Source organism: Azospirillum thiophilum, from assembly GCF_001305595.1.
GTDB classification, from domain to species: Bacteria; Pseudomonadota; Alphaproteobacteria; order Azospirillales; family Azospirillaceae; genus Azospirillum; species Azospirillum thiophilum.
The window spans coordinates 1,277,392-1,297,966 of record NZ_CP012402.1; the positions used below are offsets into that span (position 1 = coordinate 1,277,392).

Below are 20,575 nucleotides of genomic sequence, written 5' to 3' on the forward strand. Positions count from 1 at the left end.
GCATCCCCCTCACCCCGCCCTTCTCCCCGGGGGGGAGAGGGAGGTTCTCCCGACACTCGCAGGAACACCGCCATGACCATCCCCCTCTCCGCCGCCACCCTTCCGGCCATCGCCGCCCGCGCCACGGTGCCTGCCTACGACCGTTCCGCGCTGTCCGCCGGCATCCTGCATTTCGGCATCGGCAACTTCCACCGCGCCCATCAGGCGGTCTATCTCGACAGCCTGTTCGGCCAGGGCCGCGACCATGACTGGGCGATCCTCGGCGCCGGCGTGATGCCGTCGGACCAGCGGATGCGCGACGCCCTGGAAGGGCAGGACTGGCTGACCACCGTCGTCGAGCAATCGGGCGCGCAGAGCCTCGCCCGCGTCACCGGCGCGATGGTCGGAATGCTGCCGGTCGGAGATGCCGACGCCATTGTCGCCCGGCTCGCCGATCCGGCGATCCGCATCGTCTCGCTGACGGTGACGGAGGGGGGATACTACATCGACGCCTCCGGCGCCTTCGATGCCGGCCATCCCGCCATCCGCGCCGACATCGCGGCTCCCGGCAAGCCCACCACCGTCTTCGGCCTGATCGTCGCCGGGCTGGCCCGCCGCCGTAGCGCCGGCACGGCGCCCTTCACCGTCATGTCCTGCGACAACATCCCTCACAACGGCGTCGTCACCCGCAACGCCGTGCTCGGCATCGCCCGGGCCGTCGATGCGGAGCTTGCCGCCTGGATCGCCGAGGCCGTGGCTTTCCCCAACGGCATGGTCGACCGCATCACGCCGGCCACCGGCGAGCAGGAGCGCGGCAGCCTGGCCCATGATTTCGGGATCGACGACGCCTGGCCGGTGTTCTGCGAGGACTTCACCCAATGGGTGCTGGAGGACCGCTTCTCATCCGGCCGCCCGGCGCTGGAGGCGGTCGGCGTGCAGTTCGTCCCCGACGTCACGCCCTTCGAGACGATGAAGATCCGCATCCTGAACGGCGGCCATGCGGTGATCGCCTACCCGGCCGGGCTGCTTGGCATCACCTTCGCCCATGAGGCGATGGAAACGCCGCTGATCCGCTCCTTCCTGCAAAAAATCGAGCGGGAGGAGATCATCCCCACCGTTCCGCCGGTGCCCGGCACCGACCTGGACTCCTATTTCGGCATCATCGAGCGGCGCTTCGCCAATCCCAAGATCAAGGACACCATCCGCCGCCTCTGCCTCGACGGTTCCAACCGCCAGCCGAAATTCATCGTGCCGTCCATCGCCGACCGGCTGAAGGCCGGTGCCGGCATCGAAGGGCTGGCGCTGGAATCGGCCCTGTGGTGCCGCTACTGCTACGGCGAGACCGAGGGTGGCGAGGCGATCGAGCCCAACGATCCCAACTGGGACCGCCTGACCGCAGTCGCCCGCCAAGCCCGCAGCGAACCGGCGGCCTGGCTCGACATGGAGGAAATCTATGGTGACGTCGGGCGGGCGCAACCGTTCCGCGACGCCTTCGCCGCGGCGCTGCGCTCCCTGTGGGCGGACGGCACCCGGACGGTCCTCGCTCGCTATGCCGGCGGAACGCCGTGACGGCCGACGCCTCCGTTGACGGAACACATCGCAAAGGACAGCCAGCCATGACCGCTTTGCCGCAAGGCGACGGCGTGCCCGATACCCCGCGCCCTGCCCGACCCGATGCGATCTGCATGGGCGAGGTCCTGATCGACTTCATGCCCGCCGGCCCCGGCCTGCGCCCCGGTGTCATCGGCGCCTTCGAGCCGGCGCCGGGCGGGGCGCCGGCCAATGTCGCGGTCGGGCTGGCCCGGCTGGGTGTGAACAGTGCCTTCCTCGGCCGGACGGCGGCGGATGGGTTCGGCCGGTTCCTGGCCCGGTCGCTGGCCGACGCCGGCGTCGATGTCGGCCGCCTGCGCCTCGCGTCCGACGCCAGGACGCCCGTCGCCTTCGTCTCGCTCGACGAGGCGGGAGAGCGTGAGTTCCTGTTCTATGGCGAGCCGATGGCCGGCTTTTCCTCCGCCGACCTTGATCTGGAGGCCGTCGCGGCGGCCCGGCTGCTGCATTCCGGCTCGATCGGGCTGATCGACCCGGCGGCGCGGGATGCGAGCCTGCTGGCGGTGGAGACGGCCCGCAACCATGGACTGCTGGTTTCCTTCGACGCCAACCTGCGCCTGTCGCTCTGGCCGGACCGCGACACAGCCGCCCACATGATCCGCCAGGGCATCGCCGCCGCCGGCATCGTCAAGCTCAGCGACGAGGAGTTGGAGTTCCTGACCGGCACGGCGGAACCGGCCGAGGGCGGCCGGTCGCTGTGGCACGACGGCCTGCGGTTGCTGGTGGTGACGCACGGCCGCAACGGCTGCAGTTTCCTGACACACGAGGCCAACGGCCATGTGCCGGGCATCGCGGTGGCGACAGTCGACACCACCGGCGCGGGCGACTCCTTCGTCGCGGCGCTGCTGAGCGGCATTCTGGAGGATACCGGCACCGCCTTCACCCCCGACCGCCTGCGCACCATCTGCCGCTTCGCCAACGCGGCCGGCGCCCTGACCACCACCTCCCCCGGCGCCATCCCCTCGCTGCCCGACCGCGACGCGGTGAACCGGTTGCTGGACCGCCAGGGCACCTGACCCTGCGCTCCTCCCTCAGGATCGGCCGGCCGCCTCCTCCCGGCCGGCCGAAGCGATTCGGGCCCAAGCGGTATTTCTGAACTCCGCCCACACAATGGACGGCGACCTGTCCCGTCGGCAGGCGCCGGCCTGCCGGAAACCACAGCGACAACGGGGCCGCCGCCATCCCCAATACCCCCGGATGCTGCGACGGCTATGGCGAAATCCTAAGCAACACAGATTCGAATCTGAACGAAAAAAAACGCTGAATTTAAAAAATACCCATACAATGGAAATCAATTTAAAATAATTATCTTTAGAGACAAGGCATATAACATGCACTTGTATTTATTGAAAACAATAAGATTTACTTGTTTTTTGTAAGTCTGTGTGGCTATATATTCCGCATATAAGCCAAGGGCGATAATAATGGCAAAACCATTTCTCGCTATTCTATTATTTGCGGTTTATGGCTGCGTCGCCCACGCCAGTGTCAGCGGCGGGACGACCGTCACACCCGAGAGTTCCGTCATCAAATTATCGATTCTCAACGTAACCAGCGAAACGGCGACCGTCGGATACCGGTCCCTGCCGGCCAATCGGCCAAAGACCTACGGCAATTTCCTGGCAATCTGGCAAGGGCGCATGATCCCGTGGCAGGCGCCGCCGCTGTCGCGAATCACGATCCCCCAGGACACGGATTCCGGTTCGGTGGTGCTCAGCGGCTTCACGCTGGCCAATCTCGACTATGTGATCGGATACGGCACCGGGCCGAACACGTCCACCATCGCGGCATCGGTTCCGATCCCGCCCGACACCGGTTCCGATAACGATTCCAGTGCCGCCCCGGCTCCGGCGGGAAATTCCGTGACCATGTCGCTCGCCAGCCTGACCGCGGAGGCGGTTGCCGTGCGCTATGCGACGCTGCCGGGATACCTGCCCTCCAGCTATGGGAACTGGATCGGCATCTGGCCGGGACAGATGTCGCCCTACAACCCCTTCAAGCCGCTGGCCTGCGCCGATGTGGCCTCCGACGCCAATCTCGGCACGGTCGCCATGAACGGCCTGTCGCTGGGGGCGGGAGAGATCTACACGCTGGTCTATTTCACCGGACCGGCGGTCCCGGCACCAGCCGGCCAAGCCGCGCCGGGCTGCGCCGAAGCCTGGAGCGCCGGCGGCACTCCGGCACCCGACACCACCCTGGCCGCGGCAATGCTGGTCTTCCAGGCCGCCAGCCGCGCCAACACACCGTAACGACACACAGCAATCTGCGCCCACCCGAATAGTACGGGCGCAGTCCCAGGCAGGATTTCCCTGCCGGAAACCAGCAGGGAAATCCTGCGCCACAATTGAGGATGGCCACATGGCAACGATTATTTCGAGCGCCCAGAACACTCTGGTCCTGACTCTTTTGAACGATACCCTCCTTCAGGTCGATTACAACACCCTGTCGGGCAATATGCCGCAGACCTATGGCAACTACCTGGCAATCTGGCAGGACAACCAGGGCGTCATCCCCTACAATCAGACCGCCCAGAACACGACGCCCGTCAGCGGGAACACCCAGGCCGGCTCGACCACCTTCCCCGTCACCTCGCTGAACACCAACGGCTATGTCGTCTGCTTCGCGGTCGGCAAGCAGTTGACGACGCCGGCTCAGACCTACGGCAACGCCTGCTCGACCGCGTTCCTGCCCCCCGGTTCCGGCCCCGTCACCTATGCCCCGGGATCACTGACCTACTACTCCAACGGCACCAACAACCTCAACCTCAGCTACGCCCTGCCGATGGGCGACATGCCCAGCACCAACGGCGCCTGGGTCGGTCTGTGGAACGGTACGCTGGCGTCCTACACCTCCGCGCCGACGGCCGGCGCCGCCGCCATCACCTCGACCTCGTCCAGCGGCATCGCCTTCATCAACGGCATCAGCCTCGGCCGTGGCGCCACCTACACCGCAGCCCTGTTCCCCTCCGGCTGGAATGCCTCCACTCCCGCGGCGAGCCTGCTGACCAGCATGGCGGCGACCGTGACCTTCCAGATCTGATCCTGTCCGGTTCTCCGGCGGACGCAGGTACTACCGTACACGGGATCGGTCCGGCAGGCCTCCTCCTCCCCGGGAGGCGGCCCGCCGGCGTTTCCTCGACCCCGCCACGACCGGAGGGCGCCCATGGATTTCTTCACCAAGCTCTATACCGCCCGGCTCTACGCCGCCCAACCGGGAGCCGGCTTCTTCTATTACGTGCTGCCGGCCGGCTGCACCACCTTCCCCGACGACATCGGCCTGCAGGATGCGCTGACATCCGCGGCACTTCAGGGAAGCTTCGTCTATTCCGCCGGCGATCCGAACATCACAGCCGCCACCGCCGAGAGCTTCGTGGCGGCGATCACCGCCGCCCTCGCCCAGTCCCAGGATTCCCGCGGCTTCCTCTGGCTGACCGACCCGACCACCATCAGCCCATCGACCTGCGCCATCATGAGTCTCAGCCCGGCGGGGGATGTGGGGGGGCCGCTTGCCGCCCGGATCGTGCCGTCGCTGTCCCTGACCCTGACCGGCGGCATGACGGTGAGCCTGGACGGGACGACGCTGTCCCTGACCAATGCCAACGCCGCGTTCCAGGGGTCCGCCCAGCCGAACAGCACCCGGAGTCCGAACGCACTCCTGCCCTGCGACGGAACACTGCGCGGCACCTTGCGGTTCGACAGCTTCATCCAGCGCCAATCGCTGTACGATGCCTGGAACTGGGGCTTCCAATACGCCTTTCCTTCCAGCGACACCGATGTTTTGGCGGTGACCGCCCTGTGGCTGCCGTTGGCCGTCGGCAATCTGCCCAGTTCGGGCGACATGATCGGCTTCCACATCGCCATCGATCCCAGCGATCCCACGAACGCCTTTCTTCCGGCACGCACCACGGTGGCCTTTTCCGGCGAGATCCTGAATCAGCCCTCGGTCCCGGTGGCCCTGGCGTCGGGCTTCGCCACCACCACCGGCCTGCCGGTCTGGCTCTATCCCGTTCCGGGGCAGGTCGACGAAAATCCCGACACCGCCTATCTGGTGTTCAATCCGGGATGCCAGCCGGACCGTGTCGGCCCCACCAGCTTCCAGGCGGCGCCGGCCGGTGCCTATGAACTCGCGGTTCCCGACGCCCCGCCGGACAGCCGGACGCTGGGCATGATCGGCGGGTTGCTGGGAACCGAATACATCGATTTCCAGATACGCAGCGACAGCCAGGCCGGCGACCGGCTGTGGTTCGAAACCGGAAAGGCGGCCCTGGCACCCCGCTTCCCGTTCCCGGCCGCCTCGCCGGTGTCGGCACCGACCGACCCGTCGGCGCCGCTGCTGGAAAGCGGCTTCGTCACCTCCTGGGCGACGGTGGTTGCGGTGCTGGGCGACGGGCTGGTGCCCTATGTCGCCCAGCCCAAGGGTTCGCCGCTGCTGGGCCGCGATCCGGTGATCTACGCCTCCTACCCCAGCCTGTTCGGCGCCATGGATCCGGCGGTGGCGCTTCCCGCCGCTACCAGCCCGTTTCCGCTCGCCCCCTACGCCCTGGCCAAGGCCGGCGACGGTATCGTCGGCTTCGACGCCAGCCAGATCGCCAGCTTCGAAAGCCAGGTGCTGGCCGCGACGCGGCGGTCGGTGATCGGCGATGCCGGCGGCGGCACCGGCCTGAAGGCCACCGCCGTCAAACCGTCCTTCTTCAAATCGGCTTCCCTGTCCCGCGGCGGCAGGATAGCCGCACTGGCGGCCGGGACCGGGCAGGATGTGGTCACCACCCCGTCCGGGCAGCTGGTGACGCTGGCGGCGGATGGCAGCTGGGAGGAAATCCTTCTCGGCAGCAATCTGGCGGCGGCAAGCAACGGCACGCTGGCCTTCCAACAGCCCGGGACCGACCTGCAGCAGGCCTTCTCCACCGGGGATCTGTTCCTGGTGATCGCCAACGCCACCCGGCTGGGCAGCACGGATCCCGAAGCCTCCGGCCCGCGGTTCCTGAACGGCATGACCATCGGCGATTGGCTGCTGACCGCCAATGTCGGCTACAATTCCTATAACGACTACAGCAACGTGATCATCGTCAAGGGCTGCAAGGGCGCGCTCTACGATCCCTCCTCCGATGCGACCAAATCGGCGAGCCTGGTGTCCTCACAGGACAAATGGACGATGGCCACCGATTTCGCCGCACCGAGCGATCTCGACCCGGCCGACGGCTCGCTGCCGCCCGGCCCGCCGGATCCGGCCGAACTGCCGGTGCTGTCGACCTGGCTGCGCTCCTATTTCCAGGCCGCCAGCGAACAGGCCGACACGGAATATTTCGGCACCTTCAATGCGATCGCGCGCAATCCCGACTGGACCGGCATCCTGATCCTGGCGATGGATTGCGGCCTGCCGTCCGACCTTGCCGGTCTGGCGGCGGGGATCACCGACCCCGGCGCGTTCATGGCGCACCATCTGGGCATCGAGGTCAGCCCGGTCGCGAACGACCCCGCGGCCACCAGCATCGCCCTGTCGTCGTCCAGCTCGATGTTCGGGCTGATCTATTACCAGGATCCGGACTATATCGCGCCCGCGGCAGGGCAGACCGTCACCCCGGTGCCGGTCGCCGAGGGGGCGGATTACGATTTCCGGGTGCTGACGCTGCGGGTCCTGTTCGAGAACACAGCGGTCAAGCTGTTCCAGAGCTATGCCCAGGTGACGCTCAATTCCCTGTTCGGCATGCCGGTCGAACGGATGGGCGCGGATGGCGGCAACGATGCCAACGCCGTCATCCTGAAGGGAACCTACGTCAACAACAACGGCACGCCCATCTACAGCATGGGGGCGCTCCACACCACCACCTATTATTTCGACAACAACGTCTTCAACAAGGTCGAGATCGACTCCGCGCAGATGAGCACGGTCGATGACGGAACACAGACCGGCATCCTCGAAAGCCTGTTCAGCTTCAGCGGCTACCTCGATTTCAAGCTGGTGCGGACGGCGGAGGGCGTGCCCTTCGACGTGTTCTCCTTCGGCAGCCCGGACGGCCAGGACAGTCTGCGCCAGGGGCTGCACTACGCGAATCTGGGCCTGCAGCTGACCTCGCCGGCGGCGACGCCGACCATGACCGATTTCCGCTTCGTCACCGACCAGATCACCTTCGACATCGTGACCAGCACACCCCGGCCGGGATGCCTCTACACCAACTTCGCCCTGACCCTGAACGGGCTGACCTCCGGCAGCGCCGACGCCGCGCCGGAAGCGTCGAACTGGCTGACCATCATCCCCGATGCGGTGTTCAGGGGTGTCGGCGGCGCGGATTGGTACGGGCTGAGCTACCGGCTGGACATGGGAACGCCGGGCGCGCTGGCCGGCAAGGCCAAGCTGACCTCCCAACTGCTGACCGCATGGTCCACCGACGGCAGCGGGACGGACTCCTACAACGCCATGGTCGGCATCCAGCTGCCGGGCACCGGCGGCGGAGCCAAGCTGATCAGCCTGCAGAATGTGCTGAAGCTGTCGGTCAACCAGATCTGGCTGGCCTATGACCCGGACCAGTCGTCGTTCCTGCTGATGCTGACCGACATCGCCCTGCGCTTTCTCGGGCTGCTCAAGATCCCGCCGAGCGGCTCCACCCTCTTCTACCTGTTCGGAAACCCCGAATCCGGGGGCAAGCCGTCGGGACTGGGCTGGTACGCCCTCTACAACAACGAGCCCGACAATTCCTGACCTGCCGCGGACCGGGGAGAAACGCCATGTCCTTCACCGAACTTCTCGCCCAACTGATGCTGGGCGCCCCCGAAAGCGAGCAGCAGGCCACCGAAGGCGCCGCGGCCTTCGGCACCTTCCTCAACACCCAGCCGCAGATCCGGGTCTATGTGGACAACACCCCCAACATGGGGCATCAGGCCACGACCATCCATCTGCTGAAGCGCCTGATCGACCTGTACCATTACACCGGCCAGGTGCGGATCGTCTGGGCGCTGGCGGCCAATGAGCAAGGCGGGATCAACGACACCGCCCGCAAGCTCGGGCTGCTGCTGACAGGCCTCGATCCGCGCGTCATCGATGATGCCACGATCGCCTATGGAAGCTGCCAGGACATCCAGTTCATCAAAGCGAGCGCGCCGGGCGACAAGCTGAACGAGCGTGTCGCATTCGGAGTGACCGGAGGGGCTGACGACCTGACGGCGAATTACGCCCAAACCACCAATGTCACGGCGTTCCTGCGCATGCAGCCCTTCGCCTGGAGGCTGGAAAACGGGAGCTTCGTTCCCAGCCAGATCGAATTCCATCCCGACGACGGGCGCGCCACGGTCCGGATCGGCGATCTGTCGAACACGATCAACCTCCTGCCCTACAAGTTCGACGCGGCCGCGGTCACCACCGTGCCCCCGGCGGTTTGGGACTGGTATTGCGGGCAGGACTGGAATCCAACCCTGGCCACCAGCACCGGCTATGCCCGGAGCCTGCTGACCGCCAGCACGGATCGGGGCGCCTCGATCTGGCCCGCCTATGGGCTGCACCAGTTCGATGCATCGGAAATGTTGCTGAACATCGCCATCATCGCCGGCTGCTATCAGAAAACTCTCAATTTCCAGGGACCGCCGATCGTCATTCCCCTGTTGAACAAATTCGATGACGAAAAATACAGCTATGTGAATCTGTACAAATCGGACGCTCCTGATTCAACAACGGTTTTCAGCGAAACAATCGCAACAGATTATGGGAAAACCCAAAAGAACAAGAACAATTTCGATGCATTCTGCGCCCAGATCACTGAATATAAAACAGAAAACCAAGCACCACAGCGCGTAGACATACTCAAGGGAGAGTTCACGAGTGCGGACCTTTCTCAACGGATAGCCAATCTGGCCAACGGCAATGTCCTGATGGTCGTCATCGGCAGCGTCCCGCAGGACGTCTATAATTGTCTGTTCACATCCCCCCTGCCGCCGCTCTTCGAAGGACAGGGCACATCGAGTCTGGTCATTTCCCTCGGCACCCCCTATTTCCAGATGCCGAAGCAGGGAAAGAACGGCAACAATTACCCGAGTGCTCCACCGGTGGATGAACCGGCAGGAATACCAAAGATCTGCAACGATACGGCCGCCCTGATCCGCCTCGGTTACAATAAATACTTGACCTATCCTCCAATTCAAAAATTTGGAGACAGCATCAATTCGATTATTGAATTCATGATGGAACTCACGATAAACGACAGCGATCTCCGTGCATATTTTCAGGACCTCCTTGCATATTATTCCCAGGATATTCACGACAAACTGACGCTGGGGCTGATCGCCTACAATTCCCAGACCGCGGTTCAGCAAGAGCAGAACGCCGCCGCCTTGCTGGCGATGTCACCGCACCGCCTGTCCGCCCAAGCGGATTCGACGACGACGCTGGCCGGCATCCACGACAGCCTGACCGCCGCATGGTCCGACGGGAGCTTGGATCTGCTAGCCGCCATGGCAGGCTCGGAATTCGCCGATTTCTGGCGGCCCGTCGTGGGATCGACCTTCCTGGTGACGGTTGCGCTGGAGGACATCACCGAGACCAAGGACGATGACGGCGAGGTGACGGAGGTGTCCGTCGCCGACGCCTCCACCCTGGCCTTCGGCACCCCCTTCTCGCTGGGTCTTATGTTCACCGCCCCCAACAAAGGGCCCATCCTGTCCAGGCTGAGTTGCCGGGCCACACAGGTCTGGTCGATCGACGGCGCGCCGTGGATCCAGTTCGCCGACCCCGGCTTCGACCTGACGGTGACGGAAGCGCTGACGCCGGTGCAGGGCGGCCTGGTCGGCACGGTGGTGGGCGGCGCCACGCTCGCGATGGAGATCCGCTATCCGGTCGAGGAGAACCGCTGGGTCGTCACCGGCGTGTTCGAGGCGCCCTACCCCTCGATCGGCAGCTTCTTCCAGATGGCCGGCGGCCTCAACCTCGTGCAGAGCCTGCCGTCCCCGCTCAACGCCCTGTCCGGTTTCGGTCTGCGGGAAGCCCAGCTCGTCTACAACCAGACCGATGTCGCCATCGATTATCTGACATTCACCTTCTCGACGGACTCGCCGTGGATTCTGTTGAAGGATCCGGCCATCGCGCTCACCCCCACCGTCGTCTACACCATCACCGCACCCGGCGATCTGGCGAACCGGAGCTGGACGATCAACGCGACCGGCGACTTCACCATCGGCGCCGGCACGGTGACCATCAGCACCCAATATCCGGAGTTCCAGGTATCCGGCGCGCTGACCGACGGCGAGATCATGATCGCCGATCTGGTCAAGCTGCTCGGCGCCGTGCTGGACGTGGATGCCGCCGTCACCGGATTCAATTTCTACGTCTACCCAACCACCGGCTTCTTCGGCGTGACCGCCGACGCCCTGCTCCAGGCACCGGTGACGATCGGCGACATCACGCTGTTCGAGCTGGAGACGCTGGGGGTGGACACCAGCGGCGGCGACGGGCGCTATGTGGTGACGCTGCGCGGCACCACCGTCATCCTGCCGGAGACGGCGGCGGAATTCTCGTTGAGCCTCAGCGCCACCTTCGAGCTCCCCGGCGCCTGGACCTTCGTGGGCCAGCAGACCGACGGCACCTCGGTGTCGCTGACGGCGCTGCTCGATTATTACCTGGGCTGGGATACCGGCAGCACCGATCCCTACGGCATCGCCGGGCTGGCGCTGTCCTTCGACACCGGCACCGGGGCGTGGTCGTTCGAGGGCGGCACCGACGGACCGTGGAGCGTGCCCTTCATCCCCGACATCAAGGTCGCCGGGCGGTTCAACTGCGGAAGCCGCGTACCGGAGGAAACCGGCGGGAAACTGGAATCCTATGGCCGCATCGATCTGGACTGGCTGTGGAACGGCATCGCGCTGACCGTCTGGTACGATTACCAGCCCGGCGCCACCTCGTTCGGCATCACCTGGGGCATGCTGTCGGGGATGGTCTCCTACGACGCCAAGACCGGGGAATACACCTCCAAGCTGGGTTTCACCGACAATGTGACCGTCGGGTCGCTGATTGCGACCATGATCGAATGGCTGACCGGCTCGTCCTTCACCCTGGAAGCGCCGTGGGACGTGGTGAACCAGATCAGCCTGAGCGGCGTGTCGCTGGTCTATGTCTTCAACCCCAAGGACAGCAGCCGCAACCGCGTCAGTTTCGACCTGTCCATCGGACCGCTCGACCTCGGGTTCGCCCGCATCGACAGCATCTCCGCCTCCTACCTGTCGAAGGGCGAGGACCGCGGCGTCAATGTCTCGCTCAAGGGGCTGTTCACCTGGAACATCGGTGACGGGGCGCAAGGGGACACCGGCACGCTCGGCCCCTGGGACGCCAGCGAGCCGGGGGCGGCGCCGGCCCCGCCGGGCCAGGGCAACAAATATCTCGACCTGCGCATGATGGCGCTGGGACAGCGGGTGACGGTCAAGGGGCTGACCGACGCCACCACGGTGCAGGACGCCATCGCGCTGATGACGACCCTGCCGGACCCCAGCCCCGGCACCCTGCCGCCCCTGGTGTTCGACGCCGCGTCCGACTGGATGGTCGGGCTCGATTTCGGCGTGCTGAAGCTGGACGATAAGGACGGGGCCGGGGACACCGGCACCGGCTATTTCCTGACGCTCCAGACCGTCTTCAACGACCCCAACTTCTACGCCCTGCGGCTGGCGCTCAACGGCTCGATGGCCAAGGTGTTCAAGGGGCTGGATTTCCAGATCATCTACCGCCAGATCAGCGACACGGTCGGGGTCTATTCCGCCCAGATCGCCCTGCCGACGATCATGCGCCGCATCGATGTCGGCGCCTACACCATCACGCTGCCGGAATTCGCCATCTCGGTCTACACCAACGGCGATTTCCAGATCGATGTCGGCTTCCCCTGGAACAACGACTTCAGCCGCTCCTTCACCGTCGAGGCCATCATCCCGCCGGGGATCCCGATGCTGGGGTCCGGCGGCTTCTATTTCGGCAAGCTGTCCAGCGCAACCACCTCGCTGGTACCCGTGGCGACCAACGGCACCTTCAATCCGGTCCTGGTCTTCGGCTTCGGCCTCCAGCTCGGCCTCGGCAAGTCGGTGGAGTACGGCATCCTCAGCGCCTCCTTCAGCCTGACGGTGTTCGGCATCCTCGAAGGCGTGTTGGCGACCTGGAACCCCTATGACGGCGCCGGCTCGACGCTTCCCGCCGGGCAGTTGCAGGGGGCCTATTATTTCAAGCTGTCCGGCACGCTTGGCATCCTCGGCAAGCTCGACGGCAGCGTCGATTTCGGCATCATCAAGGCCTCGGTCTCGGTCGAGATCGCGGTGATGGTCCAGCTCTCCTACGAGAGCTTCGTGTCGATGACCTTCACCGTCCTGGCCTCGGTTAAGGTCAAGGCCAGCGTGCGCATCAATCTCGGCCTGTTCAAGATCACCCTGCATTTCAGCTTCTCGATGCGGGTGAAGGAATCCTTCACCGTCGCCAATACCGGCACGCCGCCCTGGCAGGTGGCCGCCACATCGACGGCACAGGCGTCGCTGCTGAGCCGACCGGCGGCGCTGCGCACCTCCGCACTCCGGAAGGCGACCCGGCCGGCGGCCCAATCGGCGGAAAGGATGCTGCTGGCGACCGCGGAAAGCGGCCCGGCCTGGACCAACCTGCAGCCGGCCGACCGCAAGGCCCCGCTGTCCGGCTACACCGCCATGGGGCTGACCGGGGCCAGGAGCGAATGGCCGGACGATTCCACGCAGACGCCCTGCTGGGTCGCCATGCTGTTCATCGACAGCGTCGCCCCATCCGACGGCACCACCACCAGCACGGATACGGGCGACACCTCGTTCGAGGCGCTCGCCAAGGCGGTGGCGCGCTGGGTGATCGCCGCAATCCAGCCGGCGCCGCTGACCAGCGATCAGGTCGATGCCCTGGTGATCGCCGAGGCCGACCTCGACGCGCTGCTCGACACCACCCTGGTCAGCACCGACGACAACCCGACCCCGATTCCCATCGACGCCATCGACCCGTTCTTCGACGGCCAGTTCGTCATGACGGTGGCGCTGCCGCCGGACGAGGACGGATCCGCCACCGCGACCTATTTCCCGATGCCGGGCGCGGTGACGATGACGGTGCCCGCCTATGGCGCCGACTATGCCGGCGTCTCCTACGCCTTCGGCGACTACAACGCGATCTCCTCGGCGGGGCTGGCGGAGCTGCGCGCCTATTTCAACGCGCTGGCCGTCCAGAGCGAGGAAAGCGGTGACACGGCCGCGATGGCGGCCCGCAACAGCGGCGCCGACGACAGCACCTCCATGGCCGAGTGGATCCGCAGCGACTACATGCTGCTGATCGCCCGCCAGATGATCCAGGCGATGCGCGACGGTCTGCGCGACTTCACCCACCCCATCGACGCCGCCACCACGCCCCAGGCGCTGGTCGAGTCCGTGAATACCACCGGCCAGCTGTTCGGGGATGCGGCGGTCAGCGTCGCCGACCTGTTCACGGCCAACCCCTCCCACGCGCTGGCCGCCGGAAAGACGCTCGGCATCGGCACCATCCTGACGGCCCCCGTCCCGTCGCCCAGCTTCAACGATCTGGCCCTGGACTATGCCGCCGACGGCGTGACCGGCAGCAGCCTCGCCACCGCCAACGCGGCGGCGGCCGGCATCCTCACCGCCGGGGCCGTCATCTCCTGGCCCGGTCACGAGCCGGCCTCCTGCACCGTCGCCGCAGGCGACACGCTCTACGACGTCGCCGACGCCTTCGATGCCCTGCTCGCCGATCTGCTGAGCGAGGCCGATGTGCTGGACCAGCCGGGGCTGCCGGCCTCCGGCGCGGCGCTGCTGGTGCCGCTGATCACCGCCTCGGCCCTGTCGGGGGACAGCTTCACCACCATCGCGCAGCGCGAGCCGTTCGCCGCCGGCGGCTTGACCCCGGCCGCCCTCGCGCTGGCCAATGCCGGCAGCCAGATCCTGCGGACGGGCGCCCAGGTCGCCTATCCCGACAAGGCGCCGGTCACGGTCGAGCCGCGCCAGGGGCTGGGCGACGTCGCCCACAGCCTGGGCGTCAGCCTGGACGACCTGCTGACCAAAAGCGGAGTGCTGACACAGCCGGACCTGCTGGCGACCGTGGCGGTGCTGGCACTGCCGGTCGTGGCCATCGCCACCGCCGACGGCGACACGCTGACCGACATCGCCGCCCGCTACGGCACGACGGCGGCGGCGCTGGGCACCTTGCCCGCCAACCAGACCATTGCCGGCCTGTTCGCCGTCATCGACACCTCGGGCACCGACATCGGGACGCTCGACCTGCCGCACCTGCCCCAATATCAGGTCGCCGCCCTGATCGACGAGGCGCAGCGGTCGCAGGCCATCGCCAATCTGTCCGGCATGGCCTCGCGCTACTACCTGCAGGGGCTGCGGCTGCCGACCGACGGCATCACGCCGAACACCGCCGGCATGTGGGTGCGCGACATCGCCGGCACCCTCACCCTGCCGCCCTTCGCCGGCCTGTTCGCCCTGACCGGCCAGCAGATTCCGCTGCCGGCCGCGATCACCGCGACGCCCTTCACGGTCGAGCTGACCCGCGCCGCCGGACCGGCCTGGCTGCATTTCGCCGATGCCGCCGGCACCATGGTCGACACCCTGTCGATCACGGTGGCCGCCGGTTCCGCCGATGCCGACCGGATCACCAGCATCGCCGCCTGCCTCACCGCCCCGCTCGACATCCCGCTGCTGGCGCTGGGCACCGGAGCGGTGGCGCAGAGCACCGCCGCCACCTACCCGCTGTCCAGCATGACGGCATGGCTCAGCGCCGATCTGGTCGACCTGCCGAACGGCACCCCGGGCGACGGCAATCAGACGCTGCGGCTGTGGACGCTGCCCGACAGCCTGACCGCCCTGCCCGACCCGTCGACCCGTCGGATCGACCCCCGCTTCGCGATCATCCTCAGCCGCTACGACGAGGCGTCGGGATCGACGGTGGACGGGCCGGTGGGCGCCTATGGCTGGGCCTCGGCCATCGCCTTCACGGTGCGCAAGGTGCCGGCCATCGAGGGCAGCCCCGCCTCCGCCACCACCTACGAGGTGATCGGCGCCGACGACGAGGGCATCGTCATCCTGGAACGCCTGCTCGACCAGTTGCAGAGCGACAATGGCGCCATCGCCAGCCTGCGGGTGGCGTTCGTCATGGGCGGCGGGTTGCAGAGCGATGCGGACGCGGCGGTGACCATGGGGATTTCCCAGGCCAACCTGTCGACCCAGACCAACCCGCCGGCAAGCATGACGGCGCGCGCCCTGACCGCGACCGCCACCACCGGGCTCGGGCTCTTGAACACCAAGCTCGATTTCCTGCGCCTGCTGTGGGAGGCGAGCATCACGCGGTCGGGCGGCTTCTATCTCTATTATTACGACCAGACCGACGCCCGCGGCCTGCCCGACGACGCCTTCAACGACAAGGGCGAGGCGTCGCTGACGGCGATGGTGCTCTATGCTGCCCCGGTGCAAGCGGCGCAGCAGAACCGGCTGACCGATTACATGAACGCCGTGGTGACCGGCGGCGGCTTCGACATCGGCAGCGCCTCGGTCAACGCCAAGGCCGATCCCCAGACCGACCCGCCGCTCACCGTGACCGCCACCGCCGCCGACACACTGGCGGAACTGGCCTACGGCTATTTCGCCAATCTCGGCGACCTGGCGGAGACCAACGCCGGGCTGGCGCTGACCGCGGGCACGGTGCTGACGGTGAGCGAGGGGCTCTACCAGCCGCCGCCGGGCACCCCCCAGTCGCTGGCCAGCATCGCCACGCGGTTCGGCACCAGCGTCGCCGCCCTCCAGGCGGCCAACGGCGGCACCCTGCCCGATCCGGCCGCCTTCCCGCTGGCGATCCGGCTGCCGACCCTGTCGCTGACGGCCGGAAGCTCGACGCACAGCGGCAGCCTGGAGGGCATCGCCGGGTGGTACGGCATGGATGTGGTGGCGCTCGCCAGCCACAACCGTTCGGTGGCGGGCCTGTGGACCGGCCGGACGGTGGTCCTGCCCGAAGGTCCGGTCACGGTGACCGGCACCGTGGATGTCGGCACCGCCGCCCTGCTGGCCCTGCGCGAGGTGCCGCCCGAAGAAGCGGCCACCCCGGCCAACGGGACCGACACCGCCTGGGCGACGGCCTATCTGCTGAACGACGTCTCCCTGCTCGGCTGCCGGATCTACGGCAACGCCGATTTCACGGAAAGCCCCGTCAGCCTGCCCTTCGGCCCGACCTCGCCGGACGACGACACCGGCGGAGAGGAGGACGGCAGCATGACCACCGCCGCCTTCGGCAAGGTCGCGGCACCGGAGGTGGCGACCGCCGGAGAGCCGGATTGGGAGTTCCGGCAGAACATCCCCTATTCCTCCTACGCCTGCACCGGCAGCGGCGACAGCCCCTATGACGGCGTCGGCGGCATCCTCCAGGTCACCTTCTCCTGGCAGGATCTCTACGGCAACCAGATCGACACCACCCTGTCGGAGGCATCCGCCGGCAGCCCGGGACCGTTCAACCAGCCGCCGGTCATCGTCGGCTACACCGACGCCCTGCTCGGCCTCGGCCAATGGCCGACCCTGTCGTCGAACTGGCTGGTGGAAAGCGCCGAAGACGGCGGCGCCCGGATCACCCTGACGCTGTCCTTCGCGCAGGCCAGCTACGACGGCCTGCTGATGGCGGTGCCGCAGACGGCGACGACGGTGCTGGCCACCTTCACCCAAACCCTGGACCCCGCCAGTGCGGCCAGCGCCGCCAACTACAGCCTGACGGTCGCCGACGGTTCGGTCAGCCTGGAGCTGACGTCCGCGGTGCTTCAGCCCGGCGGCCTGTCGGTGCTGCTGACCCTTGCCTCGGCCTTCGCCGATGGCGACGTCGCGACGCTGACCGTCAACGGCCTGACCACCGCCGCCGGGGACGGGGTGTCCGGCTGGGCCGGCTTCTCCTATCCCGATGCGGTGGAGGCGCGGGGATCGGGCGTGCAGTCCAGCGCCGCCCAGGCCCAGCGGACCTACAGCAGCCTGCGCAGCCAGTTGAATGACCCCAACGGCATCAGCCTCGGGGTGTCGATGTCGCTGCTGGTGGATGAGGACGGCAGCCCGCTGGTCACGCCGCTGTCCGCGGACGAGGTGACGGCGCTGAAGACCTGGCTGTTCAATGGCACTGGAGGCACCGGCGGCACCACCAGCATCCTGGCCTTTGTCACCGACCGCGCAGCCTTCGGGACCAGCGTCGCAGCGCCGCCGCCCGCCCGGGAAATCGCCCTGCCGGTCACGGCGTCCAGCGTCACCCAGGCGCAGATCGTCAAGCTGCAGCTGACCTTCACCGTCACCCGCACCGGCGGCAGCGTCTGGGGCGACCTCCAGAGCGTGGCGGGCATCCGCAGCGCCTCCACCATCGTCCCGCCCCTGACCAAGGGCGACACCAGCAGCAGCCTCGCCCTGTCGGCCTTTGCCGCCGCGATGGAAGAGGCGCTGTCCCAGCCGGGCAGCTTCCTGATCCGCGTGGCCACCGGCGCCGACCGGACCGCGTCGGTGAGCACCGCCGACAACAGCGTCTGGGCGGTGCGTGTGGGCGAGACGGCGGGACAGGCGATCTCCTATGCCCTGTCGTCGCCGCCGGACGATCCGGCGATCTTCGCTCCCAGGCCGGTGTCGAACCGGCTGGAGAGCCGGGCGGGCGTCCCGATCCACCGCTATTCCACCGGCCAGGGCCTGTCGCAGACCGGTGTTCCCACCGACTTCACCAACGTCGACATGGACAGCTGGACCGGCCAGCTGTTCGCGGCGGTGGATGCGGTGCTGACCCCGAAATTCCTGCCCGCCATCCAGATCCTCGACAAGCTCTCCCCCGGCGACCGGCTGGAGACACTGCTGGACTACAAGGACGATCTGGCCGCCATCACCAGCGAGCTGATGGAGCCGGTCTATGCCGATCAGGCCGGCGCCGACCCCGCGAACGTGCGTGAAGCCTTCTATCAGGAACTGCTCGCCCAGCTCTCCAACGCCTATACGGTCAAGGCCGCGCTCGGCTTCACCGCCGCTGTCTCCGGCGCCGTCACCGGGGACGAGGTTCCGCCCCGCCTCTACGGCGCGACGGCGGTCAATCCCCAGATGACCGCCGCCACCGTCGCCGAGGAATCGGCCCGCTCGGTCACGGTCTGGTTCAGCACCGCCATGGCCGCCGACAAGGCCGGAGCGCCCGGCTCCTACACGCTGTCGGGCGGGCTGGTGGTCGTCGGGGCGGTCATCGCCTCCGATGGGCAGAGCGTGACACTGACCCTGAACGGGGATGCCGAAGCCGGAACGACCACGGTCACCGTCGACGACGCAGTGACCGACACCCTGGGCTGGCCGATCCAGCCGCCGCTGACGATGACGGTGACCTCCGGCGTCTCGACGCCGCTGGCCTCGACCCTGTCGCTGTCGGCGCCGAAGCTGTCGCTGGAAACAGCGGCGGCCCAGCCGCTGACCGTCATGGTGTCGGCACCGGGCATCCTCCACGACGACAGCGGGGCCGTCGTCTCCGAGATCGAGCTGAACCTGCGCTATTACGGCAGCAGCATCGAACACCAGATCGGCAGCCTGTCGGGCATCGAGAATTACGAGGCGTCGAGCTGGCTGAGCTTCGTCATCTCCCAGCCTTCCGGCCCGCTGACCGTCGATCTCGGCCGGTTCCCGGTCCCGATGGTCCTGCGCAGCTTCCCCACCACCCCCGACCTGCCGGCACAGACGGCGACGGGCACCCCGCAGGCCGATGCCGACGAGCTGTCCGAAATCCTGGTCTGGACGCTGGAAGCCACCTATTCGTTGCCCTACCACTATCCCCAGGACCGCGTCCACGCCACGGTTGAGTTCAACATCGCCTCACCGATGATGGCCTTCGCCTCGTTCCTGGACGCCTTCAACGCCCTGGCCCAGTTCGTGACGGTGTTCCCCTCGGTCCAGGCCGACCTCGACAGCTGGCTGGCTGGCATCGACGCGTCGATCGATGCCGCCGATGCGGAGGGCAAGCTGCAGATCGACAACGCCGCGACGGCGCTCGACAGCATGTTGCAGATGGTCGGCGGCATCGTCGAGGCATCGGGAGGAGGAGGCTCGTTCCGCGTCGCCAGCTCCGCGCCGGCGACCGGTGTCGGCGACCCGTCGCTCAGCTATTCCTTCACGGTGGCGGAATCGTCGGTCGATTACGGGCAGACGCGGGATGCCCTGCTGGTCAGCATCATCGGAGCGCCGCCGGACGGCATCGGCGTGCCGGCGATCCTGGTCGCACCGGACAGCTATGAGGCGGTCCGGGTCGACGGCACGGCTGCGGACACCTACAGCTACGTCTACCGCCGGCTCGGCACCGGCAACGACTACCTGCCGGCCAGCGACGGCCAGTCCATCGCCGACCGGACGATCGAACTGCCCGGCATGAACATCCTCCAGCGCCAGGACGCCCAGACCAGCGTCTATCTGACCCGCAACGAGGAGCTGGTGGCCGGGCGGCCCTCGGCGTCCAGCTTCGTGTACACCACGCCGGACGTGACCTTCGCCAACCCGGTGCTGCCGAGCGTCGACTGGGCCCAGGCGATCGACATCGCGGCCATCGGCAGCAGCACCGGCCCGGTCAGCCGGACGCTGAGCGGTCAGCTCGCCAATCTGTTCACCGCCCTGCTGACCGGCGTCACCCTGCCGACCCTGTCCATCCAGGTCCGGACCGTCTACAGCTATGCCAAGACCAGCTTCGCCACTGTCGATCTGCCGGTGTTCATGCAGGCACCGTTGTCGGTCACGATCTCCGGCACCGGCGAGGGCACGCTGGACGCCATGATCGAGGCCTGGGCGGGCGCCATATCCCTGTGGTTCGCCACCAACCTGCCGTCCGGCACCGATGGCCGGCTCGCTTTCGACCTGAGGATCATGTCGGATCTGACACGGCAGACGATGCCGCTGGTGCATCTCGGCACCCTGACCCTGGATCTTGATTATGTGCAGCCGTCCCTGCCGACAGCCGGGTGACGGCTGCGGGCAGGTGGCGTCCCTGC

At 67.1% G+C, this 20,575-nt stretch carries 6 protein-coding genes; all 6 read left to right on the forward strand.

Annotated elements, in window-relative coordinates:
- Positions 1-72: 72 nt before the first annotated feature.
- Positions 73-1,548: a mannitol dehydrogenase family protein gene (locus AL072_RS19195; RefSeq protein ID WP_045582739.1), complete on the forward strand. Its 1,476-nt coding sequence runs from the start codon at positions 73-75 to the stop codon at positions 1,546-1,548.
- Positions 1,549-1,595: 47 nt separating this feature from the next.
- Positions 1,596-2,603, forward strand: a complete 1,008-nt coding sequence (locus AL072_RS19200; RefSeq protein WP_082108989.1) for a PfkB family carbohydrate kinase — start codon at positions 1,596-1,598, stop codon at positions 2,601-2,603.
- Between the two features lie 624 nt (positions 2,604-3,227).
- Positions 3,228-3,836: a hypothetical protein gene (locus AL072_RS19205; RefSeq protein ID WP_060721731.1), complete on the forward strand. Its 609-nt coding sequence runs from the start codon at positions 3,228-3,230 to the stop codon at positions 3,834-3,836.
- A 109-nt stretch (positions 3,837-3,945) separates the two neighbouring features.
- Positions 3,946-4,626: a hypothetical protein gene (locus AL072_RS19210; RefSeq protein ID WP_045582737.1), complete on the forward strand. Its 681-nt coding sequence runs from the start codon at positions 3,946-3,948 to the stop codon at positions 4,624-4,626.
- Positions 4,627-4,749: 123 nt separating this feature from the next.
- Positions 4,750-8,283 (forward strand): hypothetical protein, encoded by a 3,534-nt coding sequence (locus AL072_RS19215; RefSeq protein WP_045582736.1) that lies wholly within the window; start codon positions 4,750-4,752, stop codon positions 8,281-8,283.
- Positions 8,284-8,309: 26 nt separating this feature from the next.
- Complete coding sequence (locus tag AL072_RS19220) at positions 8,310-20,549, forward strand: LysM peptidoglycan-binding domain-containing protein (protein WP_052710049.1); 12,240 nt, start codon at positions 8,310-8,312, stop codon at positions 20,547-20,549.
- Positions 20,550-20,575 lie beyond the last annotated feature (26 nt).